The sequence below is a fragment of the Serratia sp. D1N4 genome, from assembly GCF_054552755.1.
The window spans coordinates 4349966-4370913 of sequence record NZ_CM137274.1; the positions used below are offsets into that span (position 1 = coordinate 4349966).

17 protein-coding genes are annotated in these 20948 nt (G+C 53.1%); 3 read left to right on the plus strand and 14 right to left on the minus strand.

From position 1 onward, the window contains the following. Positions 1–73: 73 nt before the first annotated feature. Complete coding sequence (locus ACX1CU_RS19525; RefSeq protein ID WP_459399882.1) at positions 74–346, plus strand: CD3324 family protein; 273 nt, start codon at positions 74–76, stop codon at positions 344–346. A gap of 135 nt (positions 347–481) precedes the next feature. Next, a complete protein-coding gene (locus ACX1CU_RS19530) occupies positions 482–1228 on the plus strand; it encodes an SAM-dependent methyltransferase (protein ID WP_459399883.1) in 747 nt (248 codons plus the stop codon). Positions 1229–1256: 28 nt separating this feature from the next. On the opposite strand, the gene ACX1CU_RS19535 is transcribed toward ACX1CU_RS19530, so the two are convergent. The 10 genes from ACX1CU_RS19535 to acnB form a co-directional block, all read right to left on the minus strand. Then, positions 1257–2015, minus strand: a complete 759-nt coding sequence (locus tag ACX1CU_RS19535) for a DeoR/GlpR family DNA-binding transcription regulator (RefSeq protein WP_459399884.1) — start codon at positions 2013–2015, stop codon at positions 1257–1259. A gap of 13 nt (positions 2016–2028) precedes the next feature. Further along, a complete protein-coding gene (locus ACX1CU_RS19540; RefSeq protein WP_459402866.1) occupies positions 2029–3042 on the minus strand; it encodes a D-threonate 4-phosphate dehydrogenase in 1014 nt (337 codons plus the stop codon). Then, the gene (gene dtnK / locus ACX1CU_RS19545; RefSeq protein WP_459399885.1) at positions 3002–4273 is read right to left on the minus strand and encodes a D-threonate kinase; all 1272 of its coding nucleotides are present in this window, start codon (positions 4271–4273) and stop codon (positions 3002–3004) included. The genes ACX1CU_RS19540 and dtnK overlap by 41 nt, the downstream gene beginning before the upstream one ends. Beyond that, a complete protein-coding gene (locus ACX1CU_RS19550) occupies positions 4270–5226 on the minus strand; it encodes a 2-keto-3-deoxygluconate permease 1 (protein ID WP_459399886.1) in 957 nt (318 codons plus the stop codon). Before ACX1CU_RS19550 ends, dtnK begins: the two co-directional genes overlap by 4 nt. Positions 5227–5495: 269 nt before the next feature. Further along, positions 5496–5858: a protein YacL gene (gene yacL / locus ACX1CU_RS19555; protein ID WP_076943401.1), complete on the minus strand. Its 363-nt coding sequence runs from the start codon at positions 5856–5858 to the stop codon at positions 5496–5498. Between the two features lie 222 nt (positions 5859–6080). Then, entirely contained in the window at positions 6081–7196 is a 1116-nt protein-coding gene (locus ACX1CU_RS19560; RefSeq protein ID WP_459399887.1) for an AAA family ATPase, read from the minus strand. Further along, positions 7180–7899, minus strand: a complete 720-nt coding sequence (locus ACX1CU_RS19565; protein WP_459399888.1) for an RNA ligase family protein — start codon at positions 7897–7899, stop codon at positions 7180–7182. Before ACX1CU_RS19565 ends, ACX1CU_RS19560 begins: the two co-directional genes overlap by 17 nt. An 86-nt stretch (positions 7900–7985) precedes the next feature. Then, positions 7986–8603, minus strand: a complete 618-nt coding sequence (gene prfH / locus ACX1CU_RS19570; protein WP_459399889.1) for a peptide chain release factor H — start codon at positions 8601–8603, stop codon at positions 7986–7988. Continuing rightward, positions 8600–9715 (minus strand): RNA ligase RtcB family protein, encoded by a 1116-nt coding sequence (locus tag ACX1CU_RS19575; RefSeq protein WP_459399890.1) that lies wholly within the window; start codon positions 9713–9715, stop codon positions 8600–8602. The genes prfH and ACX1CU_RS19575 overlap by 4 nt, the downstream gene beginning before the upstream one ends. Before the next feature lie 266 nt (positions 9716–9981). Continuing rightward, the gene (gene acnB / locus ACX1CU_RS19580) at positions 9982–12579 is read right to left on the minus strand and encodes a bifunctional aconitate hydratase 2/2-methylisocitrate dehydratase (RefSeq protein WP_459399891.1); all 2598 of its coding nucleotides are present in this window, start codon (positions 12577–12579) and stop codon (positions 9982–9984) included. A gap of 697 nt (positions 12580–13276) precedes the next feature. On the opposite strand from acnB, the gene ACX1CU_RS19585 reads away from it, so the two are divergent. Next, on the plus strand, positions 13277–13399 hold the full coding sequence (locus ACX1CU_RS19585) for a hypothetical protein (RefSeq protein WP_459399892.1): 123 nt from the start codon (positions 13277–13279) through the stop codon (positions 13397–13399). A gap of 93 nt (positions 13400–13492) precedes the next feature. Here the strand turns inward: ACX1CU_RS19585 and lpdA are convergent, their stop codons facing one another. The 4 genes from lpdA to pdhR all read right to left on the minus strand — a co-directional run bounded on the left by lpdA (position 13493) and on the right by pdhR (position 20623). Further along, entirely contained in the window at positions 13493–14917 is a 1425-nt protein-coding gene (lpdA, locus tag ACX1CU_RS19590; protein ID WP_459402867.1) for a dihydrolipoyl dehydrogenase, read from the minus strand. Between the two features lie 234 nt (positions 14918–15151). After that, on the minus strand, positions 15152–17017 hold the full coding sequence (gene aceF, locus ACX1CU_RS19595; RefSeq protein WP_459399893.1) for a pyruvate dehydrogenase complex dihydrolipoyllysine-residue acetyltransferase: 1866 nt from the start codon (positions 17015–17017) through the stop codon (positions 15152–15154). 12 nt (positions 17018–17029) lie between these two features. Next, a complete protein-coding gene (aceE, locus tag ACX1CU_RS19600; protein WP_459399894.1) occupies positions 17030–19693 on the minus strand; it encodes a pyruvate dehydrogenase (acetyl-transferring), homodimeric type in 2664 nt (887 codons plus the stop codon). A 165-nt stretch (positions 19694–19858) separates the two neighbouring features. Continuing rightward, positions 19859–20623 (minus strand): pyruvate dehydrogenase complex transcriptional repressor PdhR, encoded by a 765-nt coding sequence (gene pdhR / locus ACX1CU_RS19605; protein ID WP_459399895.1) that lies wholly within the window; start codon positions 20621–20623, stop codon positions 19859–19861. Positions 20624–20948 lie beyond the last annotated feature (325 nt).

Genomic DNA, 20948 nt, shown 5'->3' on the forward strand with positions numbered 1-20948 from the left:
GGCTATTGCATACCAACATAAATTTTAAGCAATAGCTCTTGCTCAATCCTGACATAAACTTAGGAGGAGCATAATGAGCTATAAAAAAGCCAATGATGTATTACCGCATAATTTACTACATGCGATTCAGCAGTATATAGACGGTGAATATATTTATATTCCACGTAAGGCAGATAACAAACTGCAGTGGGGTACAAATACCGAGACGAGGGAAAGTCTCCAGGTAAGAAATGGGGAAATTCTAGCAAAACGTCTGGCTGGTTGTTCTGTTAGTGACTTGGCGGAACAATATTTCTTGTCGGAAAAAACCATATACAAAATCATTAACGCCAGTAAAAATGGCTAAAAATAAAAGCGCCCTAACTTGGTTTGGGCGCTTTTTCGTTTCTGAAACGATGAATAGGATGCATTGCCACCCCATACATCATACGTTACTGGCATATCACAAGTATCAAGCCATTGAGTAAAAGGAGTTTTTACCTTGGATATCCCACGTATTTTTACTATTACCGAAAGCGCTCACCGCATCCATAACCCGTTCACGCCGGAAAAGTACGCCACGCTTGGGGCAGCCTTGCGCCTGGAGCCGGAGACTCGAGTACTCGACCTTGGTAGCGGCTCGGGCGAGATGCTGTGCACCTGGGCGCGTGATCATAAAATCACTGGTCAGGGCGTTGATATGAGCCAACTGTTCTCCACTCAAGCGAAACGCCGAGCAGAAGAACTTGGCGTCGCCGACAGGGTCCAGTTCGTCCACGCAGATGCTGCCGGTTATGTTGCCGACGAAAAAGTCGGCGTAGCTGCCTGCGTTGGTGCCACATGGATTGGTGGTGGCGTTGCCGGAACCCTCGAACTTTTGGCGAAAAGCCTTTGCCCCGAAGGCATCATTCTTATCGGCGAACCTTACTGGCTGAAATTGCCGCCCGCGGAAGACATAGCCAGGGGATGCGGGGCCAATGCCATTTCCGACTTCCTTATGCTCCCGGAGCTTATTGGGTCATTCGAAACCCTCGGTTATGACGTAGTAGAAATGGTTCTGGCTGACCAGGAAGGCTGGGATAGATACTCGGCAGCCATGTGGCTCACCATGCGTAAATGGCTCAACGCTAATCCTGACGACGATTTTGCGAAAGAGATTCGGGCGCATTTGACCTCAGAACCCAAACGCTATGTTACGTATACGCGTGAATATCTTGGATGGGGCGTGTTCGCTTTAATGGCGCGATAATGCGGGACAACCAAACCTACCCTGTATTTCACACCAGATGCAAACCACAGGGTAAATCAGCCAGTTGCTGTTGCGCTGCCGCAGGCAAGGATTTATCGGTCACAATATCCGTCAGGTTACTAAGCGGAGCCACGCAGAACAACGAGTAGGCATCGTATTTGCTGCTGTCGGCCAACAGTACGCGCTGCCGGGCATTGGCCATCAGATCCTGCTTCAGGCCCGCTTTCTCTTCGGTGGGGGTGGTGATGCCTTTCTCCATGCTCCACGAGTTGCAGCTGACAAAAGCAATATCCGGGTAAATCCCGCGCAATAATCTGCGCCCGTGATCGCCAATGCAGGACTGGCTGCTATCATCAATTCTGCCACCGATAATCGTCACTTCTATCTGCTTGAACCCCGAGAGAAACAGAGCAATATGCAGATCGGCGGTGATCACCCGCAACGGCAGATGGGTTAAATGCCGTGCCAATTCCAGCATGGTAGTTCCGGCATCCAGCACCAGCGAGTCACCTGCCTTAATCATCGTCACGGCATGGCGGGCGATCGCGCGTTTTTCCTGCGGATAACGCAGTTGCTTCTCGTTGGTGGTGGGTTGTGCAGGAATAAACCGGTTGAGCGCCACACCGCCGTGGCTGCGGTTGATAATCCCTTGCTCATCCAGCTTGATCAGATCGCGCCGGATGGTAGCAGGGGAAGCATCGATAGCGCTGACCAATTGCTCAACGGTGACCAGATTATGGGCTTTCAGAAATTCCATAATCTGGTTCTGACGGCTTTGTGGCTTCATAACATCCGTTTGATCATGCCAACTGCGTGGCCAGTTTAATCGAGATCGTCATGCTCTCAGACTTGGCTTTACCTGTCCAGGCAATATCAAACGCAGTGCCGTGGTCGGCAGAGGTGCGAATAAACGGCAAACCGGCGGTGATATTCACTCCATCATAAAAACCGAGCAGCTTAAGCGGAATATGACCCTGATCGTGGTACATCGCCACCACCATGTCGTACTGCCCTTCATAGGCTTGCAGGAAAACGGTATCCGGCGGGCATGGGCCATAAACATCGATCCCACGCTGTTTCACCGCAGCAATGGCAGGGCTGACAATGTTGATCTCTTCATCACCAAACAGGCCATTCTCACCCGCATGCGGATTGACCCCGGCGACGGCAATACGTGGCTGTTGATAACCGACACGCTTGAGGAAGGTGCTCGCCATCGCCACTACCGTCTCAATGCGTTCCGCACTCAAGGTATCGAGGAATTTACGCAGGGCAATGTGCGTAGAAACATGAATAACCTTCAGTTTATCGGTATACAGCACCATGGCGTAATCCCGGCTGTTGGTCAGATGCGCCAACAGTTCGGTATGGCCAGGATAGAGATGCCCAGCCAGATGCAGTGCCTCTTTGTTCAAGGGCGCCGTGGCTATCGCCTTCACTTCGCCAGCCATCGCCAGTTCGGTGGCACGCTTTACACAGCGGTAGGCCAGATCGCCCGCCTGTGATTGCACTTTCCCTGGTATTAGCGCAGCGGGATCCTCCAGAGGTTCATCAATAATATTGATCACACCGGGTGCAAAGCGCGCCTCCGAAACGCGTTGGATCGGCTTTAACTCCACATTTGGCGCGATCCGCAAAGCCTGAATACGTTGCAACGTTTGCAGACAGCCCACCACGATCGCAGGCGCTCCCGCCAACTCTCCTTCAGCCAGTGCCTTGATGATAATTTCTGGCCCAATGCCTGCCGGATCCCCCATGGTGACTGCAATCGTGTTATTTACCACTGTACATCTCCTCAATAAAATAAAGTGCATCACGCAGCGTGGACGCGCCGCCAAACCCGCCAGCCTTGGTGATCACCGGCAGATCGTCTATTTCGCTGTTAACAAAGGTGCCGCACGGGACACAAGGAGCCACCTCATGGGTGATGCGATATCCTTCGGCCCCCAGCGCTCTGGCAACCGCAATCGCAATGTCCCCGCCGGTAAGGAATAACCCACCAATTTGTGACTGATTGATAATCGCCAGCGCGATCGCGCCTAATGCCTCGCTGATCCGGTCGCCGAGCTGCTGGCGCGAGAGGTGATGCCGTTCACACAGTATATCGATCATCTGGCGGGCATTAGCATCGCGACAGGTGCGCAACACGCAGTGTTGCCTGTCTCGCAGCACCGCTGCTGCCTGGTGGATGATCGCGTCAAACGCCTGCTGATGGTCTGGTTGCAATAACCCTTCGACATCCACCTCTACCACGCCGAGTAATTTTTCTTCTGCTGCAAACAGGATCTGCTGCTGAGTGGCCTCACTCATCGAACCCGCGACCACCAACACCGGCAACCGCTGGCGAGCAGCAAGATAGCAACTGGCAGGGAGCGCATTGGCTAACCCGGCAGCCCCCACCAGTAAATAGCGTACGCTGAGCTGCGAGGTGGCCTGTGCCAGCAGCGCCAGATCGCCGTCATTTTCTGCATCAACCACCACCATCGCTGTGCCTGCCTGGCCGATCTTTTGTAATTCAGCGCCCAACTTACCAGCACGTACCGTCAGCAAATCCAGCTCATAAACGGGATAATCGCTCTGCAACTCAATCAAGGTCTTGATGTGTGATGACACAATCGGCGTTTTCGGATCGCTGGCAAACTCCGTTTCTGCCAGCGGCACCGCATTAACCCAGCATTGCCCATTGCGGGTCACCCGGCCTGCGGCAGGAATAGCGGCGGCAACAATCGCCAGTTGCGCACCGCTGGCAAGCATGGCGGCTTCTACTTCGGCCCCCACGTTACCGCGAAAGGTAGAGTCGATCTTCTTATAGACCAAGGGTGGCGTGTCGCTTTGGCAGTAGGGCTGCAAGGCTTCGGTTACCTTGGCTTTGGCCATTGCCGCAGTTAATGCCCGGCTTTCCGTGTTGATCACCAGCACATCAGTACGCTGTGTGGAACGAAGTAACCCATTCAGAACCACGTCGGTACGCGCACCCTTTTTTGCCAATTGCACCCCGGTGTCATTGGCACCGGTAAAATCATCAGCGATCACAATCATCTTCATGCCGTTTTCTCCACCGTAGTACCCTTCGCGGCATTACGCTTCGCTACCCAGGAGGTGAGAATCGGGGTCAGTATGGCGGTAGTGATCACCGATGCGGCGATCAACGGTGCAGCGGCCGCGGCCACGCTGGCCAATGAAGGATCCGCCTGGGCAATCGCCAACGGCGTGGCCACCGCATTACCTGCGGTACTGGATGCCGCCGCACCGGCAATCCCCGAACCGCCCACCAGCCGATCGGCCTTGATGTTAAAGAAACCGCCGACAAACGTGGTCAATACGCCGAGCAGTACCCCGGCAACGCCGCCTTGCAACAGCATTTCCAGGTTGATCCCTGCCCCCAGTGCAAACGCAAAGAAGGGGATCAGGATCGGGCCGCCTTTGGTCAGGAAATCACGCATCTGATGATCCAGATTACCTAACAGCATACCCACCAACAGCGGGACCAGCACCGCCACCAGCGCCATCATCGGGATGTTCGCCATGCCTGCTGCACCGAGAGCGATCATGGTAAAGAATGGTCCATCATTCAGCGAAAGAATCGAAATCGCCCCCACATCCCGCTCATTGCCGAACTCCCCCACCAGCGCCGCATACAAGCCACCGTTGGAGTTACTCATAGCGGCAATGATCGCCAAACCGGTGAGACCAAAAATCCCTTCCGTGCCAAACAGATGTTCAACGCCTAATCCCAGCGCCATCGCGATCAGCAATTTGGTCAGCGTGATCGTACCGCCTTGCAGTAGCGCCTGCGGAGCCGCCTTGAAGCTGATCCCTGCCCCCATGCACAGCAAGAAAGCGCCAATCAACGGAGCCGCGCCGTTCTTGAACAATGCCGTGGTAAAACCACCGATCTGCAACGCCTGGGGAGCAAAGGTGTTGATCATTGCGCCAAGCACCAGTGGGACGACCATCATCCCTCCAGGGATCTTTTCTATTGCCGCCTTAATTTTCATCCTTCCCTCTCGATCTTGATTTATTTTAATCAATTTGATTATATTAAATCAAAAAAGACAAACTGAGCGCTGGATCGCAGATTAAAAAATCAGAGAAATGATTTTTTGATTTCATTTAATCAGTCTGAAGGTATTGCCGGGTGTGAAGTGAAAAAGGTGTCTCGATAACTATGTGACTGGGGTGAGCGAACGCATACAACTTGAAGTATGGCGAATAAATGAAGTGAAAGAGATGCCCCGTAGAGAGCACCTCTTTACATGAAGGGAAATCAGTAATTCAGCATAAAGGAACGATACGCCTTCAGCACCGCCAGAAAATCCTCTACACCGCAGAAAGAGAGGCTTTCTTCGTCATAGTAATTCATCCCCTCTTCCATTTCGTCGCCTTCAAACTCCAGCTGATTGGCACGGATCATCACTTCTTCACCATCCATCAGCAGGGTGTACTCATGGCCTTCCAACTGCCACTGACGCTCGCTGCCTTTGACTTCTGCCGCACCGGCTTCGATACGATCCAGCAGGTTAAAATCCCCTTTCAGCTCTTCGTTGATCCAATGCCCGATGGCCTCATGCCCCATCGAAAATCTGACCACCACCTGACCGGTAACGTCACGCAGAAATTCGTAATCCATAGCATGCCCTCCTGAGCCGTTTTTATAAGTTTAAACGTTAATTCGCGACTGTCTCAGTGAAAGCTCGCAAAGTGGGTAACTGGGTGCAGATACCCGTAAATGAGTCACCCTCTGTTCTTGGTCGGCCTCTTGCGCCGCCGAGTAACGAGAAAAAAAACCTAATGACATGATTTTATTACATTATATACCAAGAATAATTCGAGTTGCTTGTAGGCGGCAACTTTATTTAAGATCCTGAATCTGTAGCTCCACTTCATGCGCCTCGTCCACCTGCGGAATCTCCAATTTGCTCAGCATACGTTCCATGGCGCTAATCGGCACGCTGTGCTCCCGCCCGGCATTTTGCTGCAACCACTGCTTATAGGGCACTTCGAGATAAACAATCTTCACTTTTGCCCGATAGGCCGTAAGCAGTTCGACCAATTGACTACGCAATTGCCGGGTAATGTTGGTGGCATTCCACACGAAAGGTTCACCCCGGCGTAACAGCGCTTTCGCCTGTTGCTTGGCCTGCTGCACGACCCAACCCGTGGCGTTTTTATCCGTAGGTGATAGCCGGTGCTGGCGGCGGATATCGTCCAGGCTGACGATCGACATCCCTGAAGCATATTGCGTGATATAGCGATCCTTACCCATACCCGGCAATGCACAAAGCAAGATCACCTCACTGTGAAATTGTTCGTAAGGTTCAAAATCAACGCTGGCCTGCGGGTGCGTCAGATAGTGATAACGCTGGTAATCACTGGCAAAAGGACGAACCTGCCCCCAACATTGCTGCTCCTGGCAAAACAGTTCGAACAGCTCAATATTATCCAGCAAGCTGGCTTGATCTTCGCAGTCACGCCCCATGACATCCGCCCGAGCCAGAATCGCCAACAGCCGCGTATCCAGCCGTAATGCGGCAGATAATAGCGCCCGCTCCGGCGAAGGACGCCCCATGATCCACAGCGGTAAACCATGAAAACGCACCAAAGCCGCAATCTGTTCGCGCAGGTGAAACGGCGTGACGATGTCCCGATACAAAATCGAGCGCGTAGTCAGTTCACCACGTTTGGCATGATTGGGGGAGGTGACCGAACCATCAGCCTCAACACGCGTGGTGCTGCGCTTTTCCACATCGTGCAGCAATGCGGCAGCCCAGAGTAGCTCTTGTTGCTGCTGAGGCTGCGCGATAAATTCCTTGGCCCCGGTCAATGCGGCCAACACGCGCTGGGTATGGATTGCCACGTCCCCTTCAGCATGGTGCCGGGGATCTTGCGGCACCTGATGCATATCGGCAACCCAGCGAAACTTCTCAGTTAGCTTGGCCCACTGTTTATCCTCACTTAAGCACCACATGACTTTCCTCCTGATGATACTCATGTGCCATACGGGCTCGCTGCCAGTTTACCCTCCAGTGACGGTCCGTCTTCACATGGTTTTTACGCACGTATTTAAAGACGTGATGGGGAAATTGAGCCACCGGAAATTCAGCCGCATTACGTGTCACGATCCCTTCCATGCTGCAGGGCAAACCGGTATGAACATCATGCGGTGCAAAACACCCAGCCCCACCCGCTTGTTCAATGATGGCCGATCGGTATTCCGTTTCTGTCTGGCGTTGAGCGCTAAGCGTCAGCTCTGGCACACAGGCAAAATCAAATAATGCGGCATAGAACCTCACTTCTTCCCAGCTCAGCCACATATCTTTGCAACGAACGGCGAATAAGTAGAAGTCCTGTTCTAACCCGCGATATTCGATAGAGTGTGTGGCATATAAATTCTCACCAAACAGCTCAATATCGCCGAGATCGTTTTTAATCTGTTGCCAACGCTGACGGATCTGACGCGTCCAGGCAGAAACCGTCGGCGCCGCATGGGATCGAGCAAACACGCCATATTGATTCAGGCAGTTATTTTCACCGTCGAGCTTTTCAGTATGTATTAATAGATTAATTAGCTGAATGTCTTGCCAATATTCTTTGTTGATCCGATCGTCACTGGTGGTACCCGGAGAGAAAGGATAATGGTACGTCCGACCATATTTTCTTTGTATGTCCATTATTTTGCTTCTTTTGATTAGCCTATCGGGTTAATCCAGCAGTTCGATAGGCTATTTATTACTCTTCGCCGTTAACGCGCTAACTATTATTGAGATGGCGTAAAGTCATTCCCTTTAAAAATGCGCACTGGCGTACCGCGAACAATTTGATGATGAAACATGCGCCGTTGGGCTCGTTGTTCACCCAACTGCTGTTGTTCAAGTTGTTCCAGCCGGTGCGCAATCAGTAAACATGCCAAACGTTTATTCGCATGCTGGCTGCGTTCCGCCTGCACCTTAACGCTAATTCCACTGGCAAGATGAGTGGCACGAATCGCCGACTCCGTTTTATTCACGTGTTGCCCACCAGGACCGGATGATTTCAAGGTTTCAAACCGAATCTCGCTTTCTTTTGGCATGGCTGCCGGAGAAAAACGTGCGGCCCCGATAAACCAGTTCTTTCTGGCGCGCCCTTTACGCCACGGGCTTTCGCAGATCCATTGCAATGTTCCACACCATCGTTCGGCCAATTGTTCGGCTGATTCACCATTGAGCGTCAGCAGCACCGAGCGCAAGGTGCCCGCCTGGCGGCCACTTTCCCGTTCAACCTCGTGCAGTTCTACCTGCATAGCCTGGGCTTCTTGGTAAAACTGTCGAAGCGCCAGACTCACCGCCAGACAACACTCATCGGGGCCATGGGCGGCAGAAATCTGTAACAGAATCATTCCCGTCCTCCGCTGGTTTTGTACGTCAGTACCGGCTTCATACGAGCCAGCAGTGTAACCAATCCAGCTTGCTGCAACGCCCCAACCACGCTATCGATAGGTTTGTAGGCTTCAGGTGCTTCCTGATAGATCAGATGCCTGTCGCGGCAAATCACCCTGCTGCCGAAACGCGTTCTGGCCAGCTGTTCCACGCTAAAACGCGCAGATAGACGATCTTTACACTCTGTGCGCATCCATTTACGCCCGGCACCATGCGCCAGTGAGAACAGACTGCTGGCTGCAGGCTGCGGCTGAACCACATAGCTGTAATCACCACGCGAACCCGGGATCACCACCAGCCCCTCATCCGAGGGGGTAGCACCTTTACGATGCAGCCAACCCTGTACACCTTCGATAGTGGCAGGTGTCAACAGGTTGTGATGAATATCCAGCAGGCAATTGCCCGTGGCACGCAAGCGCTTCAGTATTCGTCCGGCAATCAATTGCCGATTGAAAGCGGCGAAATCCAACGCCTGTTGATGCTGTTGCAGATAGTGATCGGCCTCTTCGCTATTTTCCAGCAAGCCATGGTGCCCATGAGCACGAACATGCTGTTCCAATATCATTTGGCCCAACCCCCGCGAGCCGCTGTGTACCAGCAGCATCAGGCGTTTTTTATCGAAGATGGCGTCCGGTTGATATATTTCATCGACCTGTAAAAGCTCGGCAAAATGGTTACCTCCACCGATGGTTCCCAAGCTATGTGCAAAAGGTGCCAGTGTCGGTGAAATATCGCCGAGGCTGTCGTCATCCAACGGGCCATCAATATTGCCCAGATTTTTTTCTAATTTATCCAACGACTGTTTCATGGCAGTTAAATCTGTTTGCCATAGCGACATGCCGCAGCCGATATCATTACCGATTAACGCTGGATAAAAACGATGTTGTGAAAAGAAAGCGGCACCGACAGGATAACCGCGGCCTGGATGCAAATCGGGCATCCCGACAACGCGTACCATATCCGGTAGCTTGGCCGTAATTTCTAATTGCTGGATTGCATTTCCTTCAATCCAGGTGTGTTCCGACGCGATCAATGAAACTCGCTGCGCAACGGAGCGTATAATATTGCCCATAACCAATCCTGATGATTAATTAATATAATTTGGATGTGGCAGGCCGGAGCCAGAGCAATACCTGTACGACTACGCGGAAAACAGGAAATTAAGCCTGAGGATACGACCTGCAAAGGGTAAACAGTGCTTGATAATTCATGATGTACCTCCTTTGCATAATGTGAATGGAAAAAACGCGGCGATAGTAACGATAAATTCTAGATATAGCAAGCCAATAAAAAACGGGGACCCAAAGGCCCCCGCTAGTATTGCAACAGCTTAGCGAATTAAACTGCGGTCTGGAAAATCACACCGTCAGCTTTTTCAGTGTACTGGCTCAGTTGATCGAAATTCAGGTAGCGATAGGTATCCGCTGCCGTTTTATCAACCTGCGCCATGTAAGTCTGGTATTCATCCGGGGTTGGCAAACGGCCCAGCAGCGATGCCACTGCCGCCAACTCCGCAGAAGCCAGATAAACGTTAGCACCATTCCCCAAGCGGTTCGGGAAGTTACGCGTCGAGGTGGATACCACGGTTGCACCGTCGGCCACGCGTGCCTGGTTACCCATGCACAGTGAACAGCCAGGGATCTCGATACGCGCCCCGCTCTTGCCAAAGACGCTGTAGTAGCCTTCTTCAGTCAGTTGAGCCGCATCCATCTTGGTTGGCGGAGCCACCCACAGGCGGGTTGGCAATTGGCCTTTGTGCTGATCCAGCAGTTTACCCGCCGCGCGGAAGTGGCCGATGTTGGTCATGCAGGAACCGATAAACACTTCATCGATCTTGCTATTGGCCACGTCGGACAGCAGGCGCGCGTCGTCTGGATCGTTCGGCGCACAGAGGATTGGCTGCTTGATATCGGCCAGATCGATTTCGATCACTGCCGCGTATTCTGCATCCGCATCGCCTTCCAGCAACTGCGGATCCGCCAGCCATTTTTCCATCCCCTGAATACGGCGCTCCAGCGTACGGCGATCGCCATAACCTTCGGAGATCATCCACTTCAGCAGCACGATGTTAGAGCTCAGATATTCGGCAATCGGTGCCTTATCCAGCTTGATGGTACAACCGGCAGCGGAACGTTCTGCCGAGGCATCGGTCAGCTCAAACGCCTGCTCGACCTTCAGTTCCGGCAGACCTTCGATCTCCAGAATGCGACCAGAGAAGATGTTCTTCTTGCCCTTCTTCTCTACGGTCAACAGGCCCTGCTGGATCGCGTAGTAAGGGATCGCATGCACCAAATCACGCAGGGTGATACCAGGCTGCATTTTGCCTTTGAAGCGCACCAGCACCGACTCAGGCATATCCAGCGGCATCACGCCGGTCGCGGCAGCAAAGGCTACCAGACCAGAACCGGCCGGGAAGGAAATGCCGATCGGGAAGCGGGTGTGGGAATCGCCACCGGTACCAACGGTATCCGGCAGTAACATACGGTTCAGCCAGGAGTGGATCACACCATCACCAGGGCGCAGCGAAACGCCGCCGCGGTTCATGATAAAGTCCGGCAAAGTGTGGTGCGTGGTCACGTCAACCGGCTTAGGATAAGCGGCAGTATGGCAGAATGACTGCATCACCAAATCGGCAGAAAAGCCCAGGCAAGCCAGGTCTTTCAGCTCATCACGGGTCATCGGGCCAGTGGTATCCTGTGAACCTACGGAAGTCATCTTCGGCTCACAGTATTCACCAGGACGCACGCCCGCCACGCCGCAGGCACGGCCGACCATTTTCTGCGCCAGCGAGAAGCCTTTGTTGCTTGCCGCAACCGGCTTGGCAATACGGAACACTTCACTGTGCGGCAAGCCCAGCGCTTCACGCGCTTTGGTGGTCAGGCCACGGCCGATAATCAGCGGAATACGGCCACCGGCGCGGACTTCATCCAGCAGCACGTCGGTTTTCAGTTCGAAGCTGGCCAGCAGTGCGCCGGTTTGATGATTACGCACTTCACCTTTGTACGGGAAGATGTCAATCACATCGCCCATATTCAGATTGGACACGTCCACTTCGATCGGCAATGCACCGGCATCTTCCATGGTGTTGAAGAAGATTGGCGCAATTTTGCCGCCCAGCACCACACCACCAGCGCGCTTGTTCGGCACATGAGGGATGTCGTCACCCATAAACCACAGCACCGAGTTGGTAGCGGATTTACGGGAAGAACCGGTACCGACCACGTCACCGACGTAGGCCAACGGGAAGCCTTTTTTGTTCAACTGCTCGATCTGCTTGATCGGACCAACGTTACCCGGCTGATCGGGGGTAATGCCGTCACGTTCATTTTTCAGCATCGCCAGAGCGTGCAGCGGGATATCCGGGCGTGACCAAGCATCCTGCGCCGGGGACAGATCATCGGTGTTGGTTTCACCGGTAACTTTGAACACGGTAACGGTGATCTTTTCTGCCAGCGGCGAACGTGACAGATACCATTCGGCATCGGCCCAAGACTGCATGATCTGCTTGGCGTGCGGATTACCTGCTTTGGCTTTCTCTTCTACGTCGTAGAAGTTATCAAACATTAACAGCGTGTGGGACAACGCTTTGGCAGCAATCGGTGCCAGTTTGGCGTTATCCAGTGCGTCAATCAGCGGATGAATGTTATAGCCGCCCTGCATAGTGCCTAACAGTTCAACGGCTTTTTCAGGGGTAACCAAGGGGGATGTGGCTTCGCCTTTGGCGATGGCAGCAAGGAAACCTGCTTTGACATAGGCGGCTTCGTCGACGCCAGGTGGTACACGGTTAATCAGCAGGTCTAACAGAAATTCTTCTTCGCCTTTTGGCGGATTTTTTAATGATTCAACCAGCGCTGCCATTTGTGTCGCATCTAATGGCTTAGGGACGATGCCCTCTGCAGCACGCTCGGCCACGTGCTTACGGTATTCTTCTAGCACGACTTTCTCCTCGCTCTCATTGTCATTTATGGTGCCTGGCGTTTTATACCCTTCATCGTTCGAGTTGCGCTGTTTTGGCTTCAAATATGAAAGGCATAATCCTGACGGGGCACTGCTGTCGATATCCTGGACTGTAAGGTACAGTGCCCGGTTCCGCTCAGCCAGCATATCAGGATCTGAAACGCTTGTTAATTCGTTCACATAAAAGCAACATTAAATCTTTGCTGAATCGTTGAGCACAGCGTAATCGGCTGCAACGCAGGCGGGACGTTAGTTACGGTCCAAAAGCTCAGCCAGATGAGAACAACACAACATCCATACTTTTACAATGGTTATTGATTGTGTCGAGGGGAGATTTGCGAGCAGCAGATACAAAAAAACCGCCAATTACGACGGTTCTTTTGTATCCATACGGTGTTAGCAGGCACCGAACGGATTTTTTACATCGTCAGAAACGATACAAGCGCTACCGAGCAGAAACATTGTGCGTAAATCAGGTCAAAAAATCAACCATCAGGATGTAAAACAACTCTTTTTTATGTACTCTGATTTTGGGTCTGTTCTGCCGGTTTAGCAGCCGGTCATCGGGCTTGAGAACAGTACTACAACGACTGCGACACAAGCGCTACCGAACGCTTGTTCCACCGGGGCTTTCCCGGTGAAGTCGCGGTGGTCGTGGTCCCACAAGGAACGCGCAATGAAAAGGAGTTCTTTCTTTATCCTGCTCATTGTACTGGGTTCAGCGTTTGGGGTCAGTAATGGCGGCTGGTCAGTTTCCGGCAACCATCTCAACTTCAACGTCATAATCCAGAACAAGTAAGCTACTGGCCGCTTTTCAAAGCGGCCTTTTTATTACGTCCAATAAAAACGGCCCCCTTTCAGGAGCCGCTTATCAACCCTTAAACCGGAAGAATTACTTCTTCTTGGCTTTCGGGTTTGGCAGATCGGTGATGCTGCCTTCGTAGATCTCAGCGGCCAGGCCGACTGATTCATGCAGCGTTGGGTGAGCATGGATAGTCAGAGCGATATCCTCTGCGTCACAACCCATCTCGATTGCCAAGCCGATCTCACCCAGCAGTTCGCCGCCGTTGGTGCCGACAATCGCACCACCGATGATACGGTGAGTTTCTTTGTCGAAGATCAGTTTGGTCATACCGTCTGCACAATCAGAAGCGATAGCACGGCCGGAAGCCGCCCACGGGAAGGTGGAGGTTTCGTAGCTGATGCCTTTCTCTTTCGCTTCTTTCTCGGTCAAGCCAACCCATGCCACTTCTGGCTCGGTGTAAGCAATGGACGGGATGACTTTCGGATCGAAGTAATGCTTCATGCCAGCGATAACTTCAGCCGCAACGTGGCCTTCATGCACACCTTTGTGCGCCAGCATTGGCTGGCCGACGATATCGCCGATAGCAAAGATGTGGGACATGTTGGTGCGCAGCTGCTTGTCGACATGGATAAAGCCACGCTCGTCAACTTCCACACCGGCTTTGCCTGCATCCAGCAGTTTACCATTTGGCACACGGCCAATCGCCACCAGCACGGCGTCGTAACGCTGTGGTTCTGCCGGAGCTTTTTTGCCTTCCATCGTGACATAGATGCCGTCTTCTTTGGCCTCTACCGCCGTCACTTTGGTTTCCAGCATCAGGTTGAACTGCTTGCTGATGCGCTTGGTGAAGACTTTCACCACGTCTTTATCAGCGGCTGGAATCACCTGATCGGCCATTTCAACCACGTCGATCTTGGAACCCAGCGCATGGTATACGGTACCCATTTCCAGGCCGATAATACCGCCGCCCATCACCAGCATACGCTCTGGAACGGTTTTCAGCGCCAGTGCGTCGGTGGAGTCCCACACGCGCGGATCTTCATGAGGAATAAATGGCAATTGGATCGGGCGGGAGCCCGCAGCAATGATGGCGTTGTCGAAGTTAATGGTAGTAGCCCCATTTTCGCCTTCAACAACCAGAGTATTAGCGCCAGTGAATTTACCTTGGCCATTGACCACTTTCACTTTACGGCCTTTAGCCATCCCAGCCAGACCGCCGGTCAGTTGATTGATGACTTTTTCTTTCCAGATACGCACTTTGTCGATGTCAGTTTTCGGTTCACCGAAAACGATGCCGTGCTCAGCCAGCGCTTTGGCTTCTTCGATCACTTTAGCAACGTGCAGCAGTGCTTTGGAAGGGATACAACCCACGTTCAGGCAAACTCCACCCAAAGTGGCATAACGCTCTACCAGAACGGTTTCAAGACCTAAGTCAGCGCAACGAAAGGCAGCAGAGTAACCTGCCGGGCCCGCCCCAAGTACCACGACCTGAGTTTTAATTTCAGTACTCATCATGACCTCTTAATTGTTTGTCCGGCGGGTCAGACGTCATTTTTATTACTAATCGATCTCATAACGCCCTTCATCCACCGGGACGCTTACACCGCGAGCAGTTTACAGAATTGTTAATAGTCTGCAAAGCATGTTCGGGTGACCCGTGTCCCAACAATTCTGTCGAGTCATGCAACAACCCGACAAAACCGGTAGTAGGATCGGCAGGGGCGCTACCAGAGCGCCCCTACACAATTACATCACCAGACGGCGAATGTCAGCCAGCATATTGTTGATAATGGTGATAAAGCGCGCACCATCAGCACCATCAATCACACGGTGGTCGAAGGAGAGCGACATCGGCATCATCAGACGCGGCGTGAACTCTTTACCGTTCCAGACCGGCTCGATAGCAGACTTGGAAACGCCCAAGATCGCCACTTCCGGAGCGTTAACGATCGGCGCAAAGTGGGTTGTCCCGATCCCGCCCAGGCTGGAGATGGTGAAGCAACCGCCCTGCATTTCGCCTGCGGTCAGCTTACCGTCACGCGCTTTTTTGGAGATCGTCATCAGTTCGCGGGACAGCTCGGTGATGCTCTTCTTGTTCACATCTTTGAACACCGGAACCACCAGACCATTTGGCGTATCAACCGCCACACCGATGTTGATGTATTTTTTCAGCGTCAGCTTCTGAGCATCTTCGGACAGCGAGCTGTTGAAACGCGGCATCTGCTCCAAAGCGGCTGCAACGGCTTTCATGATGAACACCACCGGGGTGAACTTCACGTCCAGCTTACGCTTGGCGGCTTCTTCGTTCTGCTGCTTGCGGAACGCTTCCAGATCGGTGATATCCGTTTTGTCGAAGTGAGTCACGTGCGGGATCATCACCCAGTTACGGCTCAGGTTGGCGCCCGAGATTTTCTGGATGCGGCCCAGTTCAACTTCTTCGATCTCACCAAACTTGCTGAAGTCCACCTTCGGCCATGGCAGCATGCCTGGCAGGCCACCACCGGTTACCGCTGGAGCGGCTTCAGCGCGTTTCACCGCGTCTTTTACATAAGCCTGAACGTCTTCGCGCAAGATACGGCCTTTACGACCGGTACCTTTCACTTTCGCCAGATTTACGCCGAATTCACGCGCCAGGCGGCGGATGACCGGTGTTGCGTGAACGTAAGCATCGTTCTCAGCGAACTCGTTCTTGCCTGCAGCCGGAGCTGCGGCTGCTGCTTCCTGCTTGGCCGGAGCCGGTGCAGCTTCTGCTTTTTGAGCTGGAGCAGCGGCAGGTGCGGCACCTTCCACTTCGAACACCATAATCAGCGAGCCAGTTTTCACTTTAGCGCCAGTGCTGATTTTGATCTCTTTCACGGTGCCAGCGAACGGAGCTGGGACTTCCATCGAAGCTTTATCACCTTCAACGGTGATCAATGACTGCTCAGCGGCAACTTTATCGCCTACTTTCACCATTACTTCGGTCACTTCGACTTCGTCACTGCCGATATCGGGTACTTCAACGTTTTTAACTGCGTTAGCGCCCGGAGCAGCAGCCACAGGCGCTGCTGGTGCTGCCGCAGCTGCTGGGGCGGAGCCAGCCACTTCGAACACCATAATCAGCGAGCCGGTTTTCACTTTAGCGCCAGTGCTGATTTTGATCTCTTTCACGGTGCCTGCAAACGGAGCTGGCACTTCCATAGAAGCTTTATCGCCTTCTACGGTGATCAGCGATTGCTCAGCAGCAACGGTATCGCCCACTTTCACCAGGATCTCGGTGACTTCAACTTCGTCAGCGCCGATGTCTGGAACTTCAACCTCTTTGGCTGCGCTGGCGGCAGCGGCTACCGGAGCCGCAGCAGGTTTTTCTTCCGCCTTGGCCGCAGGTGCTGCTGCAGCACCTTCTGCTTCAAAAATCATCAGCAGCTTGCCGGTTTCGGTTTTGTCACCCACGGCAACTTTGATCTCTTTCACCACGCCCGCCTGCGGGGATGGCACTTCCATGGAGGCTTTGTCGCCTTCCACGGTGATCAGCGATTGCTCAACGGCCACTTTATCGCCGACCTTCACCAGGATCTCGGTGATTTCAACTTCGTCTGCACCGATGTCCGGCACTTTGATTTCGATAGACATTCTATTTACCTCTTATGCCAGACGTGGGTTGACTTTTTCTGGGTTGATGTCGAATTTCTTAATCGCATCAGCTACCACAGAAGCTTCAATCTCACCGCGTTTGGCCAGTTCACCCAGTGCAGCAACCACCACGTAAGAAGCATCAACTTCAAAGTGGTGACGCAGATTTTCACGGCTGTCAGAACGACCGAAACCGTCTGTACCCAGTACGCGATAATCGCTGGCAGGAACGTAAGTACGAACCTGTTCTGCGAACAGTTTCATGTAATCGGTAGACGCCACCGCCGGCGCATCGTTCATCACCTGGGCGATGTAAGGTACGCGTGGGGTTTCGGTTGGGTGCAGCATGTTCCAACGCTCACAGTCCTGGCCATCGCGTGCCAGCTCGGTGAAGGAGGTTACGCTGTAGGTGTCAGAACCCACGCCGTAGTCTTTCGCCAGGATCTGTGCGGCTTCACGCACGTGACGCAGGATCGAGCCAGAGCCCAGCAACTGTACTTTACCTTTGCTGCCAGCCAGCGTTTCCAGCTTGTAGATACCCTTACGGATACCCTCTTCTGCGCCCTGTGGCATCGCAGGCATATGGTAGTTTTCGTTCAGCGTAGTCAGGTAGTAGTAGACGTTTTCCTGCGCGTCGCCGTACATACGTACCAGGCCGTCATGCATGATCACCGCCACTTCATACGCGTAGGCCGGATCGTAAGAGATGCAGTTAGGGATAGTCAGCGACTGAATGTGGCTGTGGCCATCTTCGTGCTGCAAACCTTCCCCGTTCAGGGTAGTACGGCCTGAAGTCCCGCCGATCAGGAAGCCACGCGCCTGTTGGTCACCAGCCAACCAGCACAGGTCACCGATGCGCTGGAACCCGAACATCGAGTAGTAGATGTAGAACGGGATCATTGGCAGATCGTTGGTGCTGTAGGAAGTCGCTGCGGCCAGCCATGAAGAAGCTGCGCCCAGTTCGTTGATCCCTTCCTGCAGGATCTGGCCTTTCTCGTCTTCTTTGTAGTACGCCACCTGCTCACGGTCCTGCGGGGTGTACTGCTGGCCGTTCGGGCTGTAGATACCGATCTGGCGGAACAGACCTTCCATCCCGAAGGTACGCGCTTCGTCAGCAATGATTGGCACCAGGCGATCTTTGATCGACGGGTTCTTCAGCATCACGTTGAGGGCGCGCACGAAGGCGATGGTGGTAGAGATTTCTTTATTCTGCTCTTCCAACAGGGAGTTGAAGTCTGCCAGCGCGGGCATTTCCAGCTTCTGGGTGAACGCAGGCAAGCGGGTTGGCACATAGCCATGCAGCGCCTGACGACGTTCGTGCAGATATTTGTATTCTTCAGAATCTTTATCGAAGGTAATCAGTGGCAGCTTTTCGATATCCGCATCGGCAACCGGCACATTGAAACGATCGCGGAAGTGGTGAACCCCTTCCATGTTCATTTTCTTCACCTGGTGAGCGATGTTTTTACCTTCCGCCGTTTCACCCATGCCGTAACCTTTGATGGTATGGGCCAGGATCACGGTGGCTTTACCTTTGGTTTCCTGCGCTTTTTTCAGTGCGGCATAGACTTTCTTCGGATCGTGACCACCACGGTTCAGTGCCCAGATTTCGTCGTCAGTCATGTCTTTCACCAACGCGGCGGTTTCCGGGTAACGGCCGAAGAAGTGCTCACGCACGTAAGCGCCGTCTTTGGATTTGAAGGTCTGATAGTCGCCGTCCAGCGTTTCGCCCATCAACTGCACCAGCTTACCGCTGGTGTCTTTACGCAGCAGTTCATCCCAACGGCCGCCCCAGATCACTTTCAGCACCTGCCAGCCAGCACCGGCGAAGATGCCTTCCAGCTCGTTGATGATCTTGCCGTTACCGGTAACCGGGCCGTCCAGGCGTTGCAGGTTACAGTTGATGACGAACACCAGGTTGTCCAACTTCTCGCGGGTAGCGATGGTAATCGCCCCTTTGGATTCCGGTTCGTCCATCTCGCCGTCGCCCAGGAAGGCATACACGGTCTGGCCAGAGGTGTCTTTCAGGCCACGGTGCTCCAGGTATTTCAGGAACTTGGCCTGATAGATGGCGCTGATTGGGCCCAGGCCCATGGAAACGGTCGGGAACTGCCAGAATTCCGGCATCAGTTTTGGATGCGGGTAAGAAGACAGGCCTTTGCCGTGAACTTCCTGGCGGAAGTTATTCATTTGTTCTTCGGTCAGGCGGCCTTCAAGGAAGGCACGTGCATAAACGCCCGGAGAGATGTGGCCCTGGAAATACACCAGATCGCCGCCGTCTTTCTCGTTGCGCGCACGGAAGAAGTGGTTAAAGCAGACTTCATAGAAGGTCGCGGAAGACTGGAAAGAAGCCATGTGGCCGCCCAGATCCAGATCTTTTTTGGACGCACGCAGCACGGTCATCACGGCGTTCCAGCGGATCGCTGAACGAATGCGGCGTTCCAGATCCAGATTACCTGGGTATTCAGGTTCGTCTTCTACCGCGATGGTGTTGACGTAGTGGTTAGCTGCCGATCCTGCCGCAACCTTAACACCGCCTTTGCGAGCTTCTCCCAGAACCTGATCAATCAGAAACTGAGCTCGCTCAACACCCTCTTCACGGATGACCGATTCGATCGCCTGCAGCCAGTCGCGGGTTTCGATCGGATCCACGTCATTGTTTAAACGTTCTGACATGGTGGTATTCCTTATCTGTCTAATGGTTTGTTTGGAGCCTGTCTTCCTGCATTCTGAAGCAAAACACACGAAGACAGGCTCATCAGTTTAGTTGCCGCTTAAGTACTTAATTAAGCACTGCGAGCGTTATCTCTACAGGCTGGTGTACCCTGCCGAGAGCCGCTCTTAATCCTTGCGTTGCTGGAGTCGCCGAAGCGATCTATCGCGCCGGGTATGTTCTCTGCTGAGATCCAGCAAAATTTCCTCGATAAACGCCAAATGGCGATGCGAGGCTTCACGGGCCTTTTCCGGCTCGCGTGCCACAATCGCCTCAAAAATCCCGGCGCGATGGCTGCTCACCTTTGCCAACATTTCACGGCGCGAGTAGAGCAATTCAAAGTTCTGACGGACGTTCTGTTCCAGCATCGGCCCCATGCAGCGCAGCAGGTGCAGTAACACAACGTTATGGGCAGCTTCGGTGACGGCGATTTGATACTGCATCACCGCATCGGCTTCGGCGTCGAGATCGCCGCTATCCTGAGCCTGCTGAATCACATGGTGGCAATCGCGGATGCGCGCCAGATCTTCGTCGGTGCCGCGCAGCGCTGCGTAATAAGCAGCAATACCTTCGAGAGCATGACGGGTTTCGAGCAGATCGAATTGTGATTCGGGATGGTTAGCCAACAGTTCAGCCAGCGGATCGCTGAAGCTCTGCCACAAATTAGTTTGTACAAAGGTGCCACCGCCCTGACGGCGCAGGAGCAGTCCTTTGGCTTCAAGGCGCTGGATTGCCTCTCTCAGAGAAGGGCGGGAAACATCAAATTGTTTCGCCAGTTCGCGCTCTGGAGGCAATTTTTCGCCTGGACGTAGCGTGCCCTCGAGGATCAGATATTCAAGCTGCTGCTCGATGACGTCTGACAACTTGGGTTGGCGGATTTTGCTGTAGGCCATGAGTGATTTCTTCTCTGCGAATGGCGCGTAGTCAATTGGTAATACCAATTTCAAAAACGTGACGGTAAAGTAACAAAGTATTCACCTGCTGTCCATATAGGCCTTGATTGAAATCATGGTTTCCCGCACATTTTAACAACTCAGCTTCTAGGCTGCTGCATGCTGATAACGCAATCTTGGTAATACCATTTACGAGGTAGATGGCGAATTTAACGTTTGTGAAACCTCTGGTTAGGCGATCATCGGCCCTGATTAGGCGATGATTAAACTGCGGGGCGTGGCTGATTTCAGCCACAACAAACGCGGTTGAGCGTCCATTATTTCA

What these genes read in the sequence shown, in the direction of transcription:
- ACX1CU_RS19525 (WP_459399882.1), top strand. Translation starts at nt 74, where the DNA reads ATGAGCTATAAAAAAGCCAATGATGTATTACCGCATAATTTACTACAT.
- ACX1CU_RS19535 (WP_459399884.1), bottom strand. Translation starts at nt 2,015, where the DNA reads ATGAAGCCACAAAGCCGTCAGAACCAGATTATGGAATTTCTGAAAGCC.
- ACX1CU_RS19540 (WP_459402866.1), bottom strand. Translation starts at nt 3,042, where the DNA reads ATGCACTTTATTTTATTGAGGAGATGTACAGTGGTAAATAACACGATT.
- dtnK (WP_459399885.1), bottom strand. Translation starts at nt 4,273, where the DNA reads ATGAAGATGATTGTGATCGCTGATGATTTTACCGGTGCCAATGACACC.
- ACX1CU_RS19550 (WP_459399886.1), bottom strand. Translation starts at nt 5,226, where the DNA reads ATGAAAATTAAGGCGGCAATAGAAAAGATCCCTGGAGGGATGATGGTC.
- yacL (WP_076943401.1), bottom strand. Translation starts at nt 5,858, where the DNA reads ATGGATTACGAATTTCTGCGTGACGTTACCGGTCAGGTGGTGGTCAGA.
- ACX1CU_RS19560 (WP_459399887.1), bottom strand. Translation starts at nt 7,196, where the DNA reads ATGTGGTGCTTAAGTGAGGATAAACAGTGGGCCAAGCTAACTGAGAAG.
- ACX1CU_RS19565 (WP_459399888.1), bottom strand. Translation starts at nt 7,899, where the DNA reads ATGGACATACAAAGAAAATATGGTCGGACGTACCATTATCCTTTCTCT.
- prfH (WP_459399889.1), bottom strand. Translation starts at nt 8,603, where the DNA reads ATGATTCTGTTACAGATTTCTGCCGCCCATGGCCCCGATGAGTGTTGT.
- ACX1CU_RS19575 (WP_459399890.1), bottom strand. Translation starts at nt 9,715, where the DNA reads ATGGGCAATATTATACGCTCCGTTGCGCAGCGAGTTTCATTGATCGCG.
- ACX1CU_RS19585 (WP_459399892.1), top strand. Translation starts at nt 13,277, where the DNA reads ATGAAAAGGAGTTCTTTCTTTATCCTGCTCATTGTACTGGGTTCAGCG.
- lpdA (WP_459402867.1), bottom strand. Translation starts at nt 14,917, where the DNA reads ATGAGTACTGAAATTAAAACTCAGGTCGTGGTACTTGGGGCGGGCCCG.
- aceF (WP_459399893.1), bottom strand. Translation starts at nt 17,017, where the DNA reads ATGTCTATCGAAATCAAAGTGCCGGACATCGGTGCAGACGAAGTTGAA.
- aceE (WP_459399894.1), bottom strand. Translation starts at nt 19,693, where the DNA reads ATGTCAGAACGTTTAAACAATGACGTGGATCCGATCGAAACCCGCGAC.
- pdhR (WP_459399895.1), bottom strand. Translation starts at nt 20,623, where the DNA reads ATGGCCTACAGCAAAATCCGCCAACCCAAGTTGTCAGACGTCATCGAG.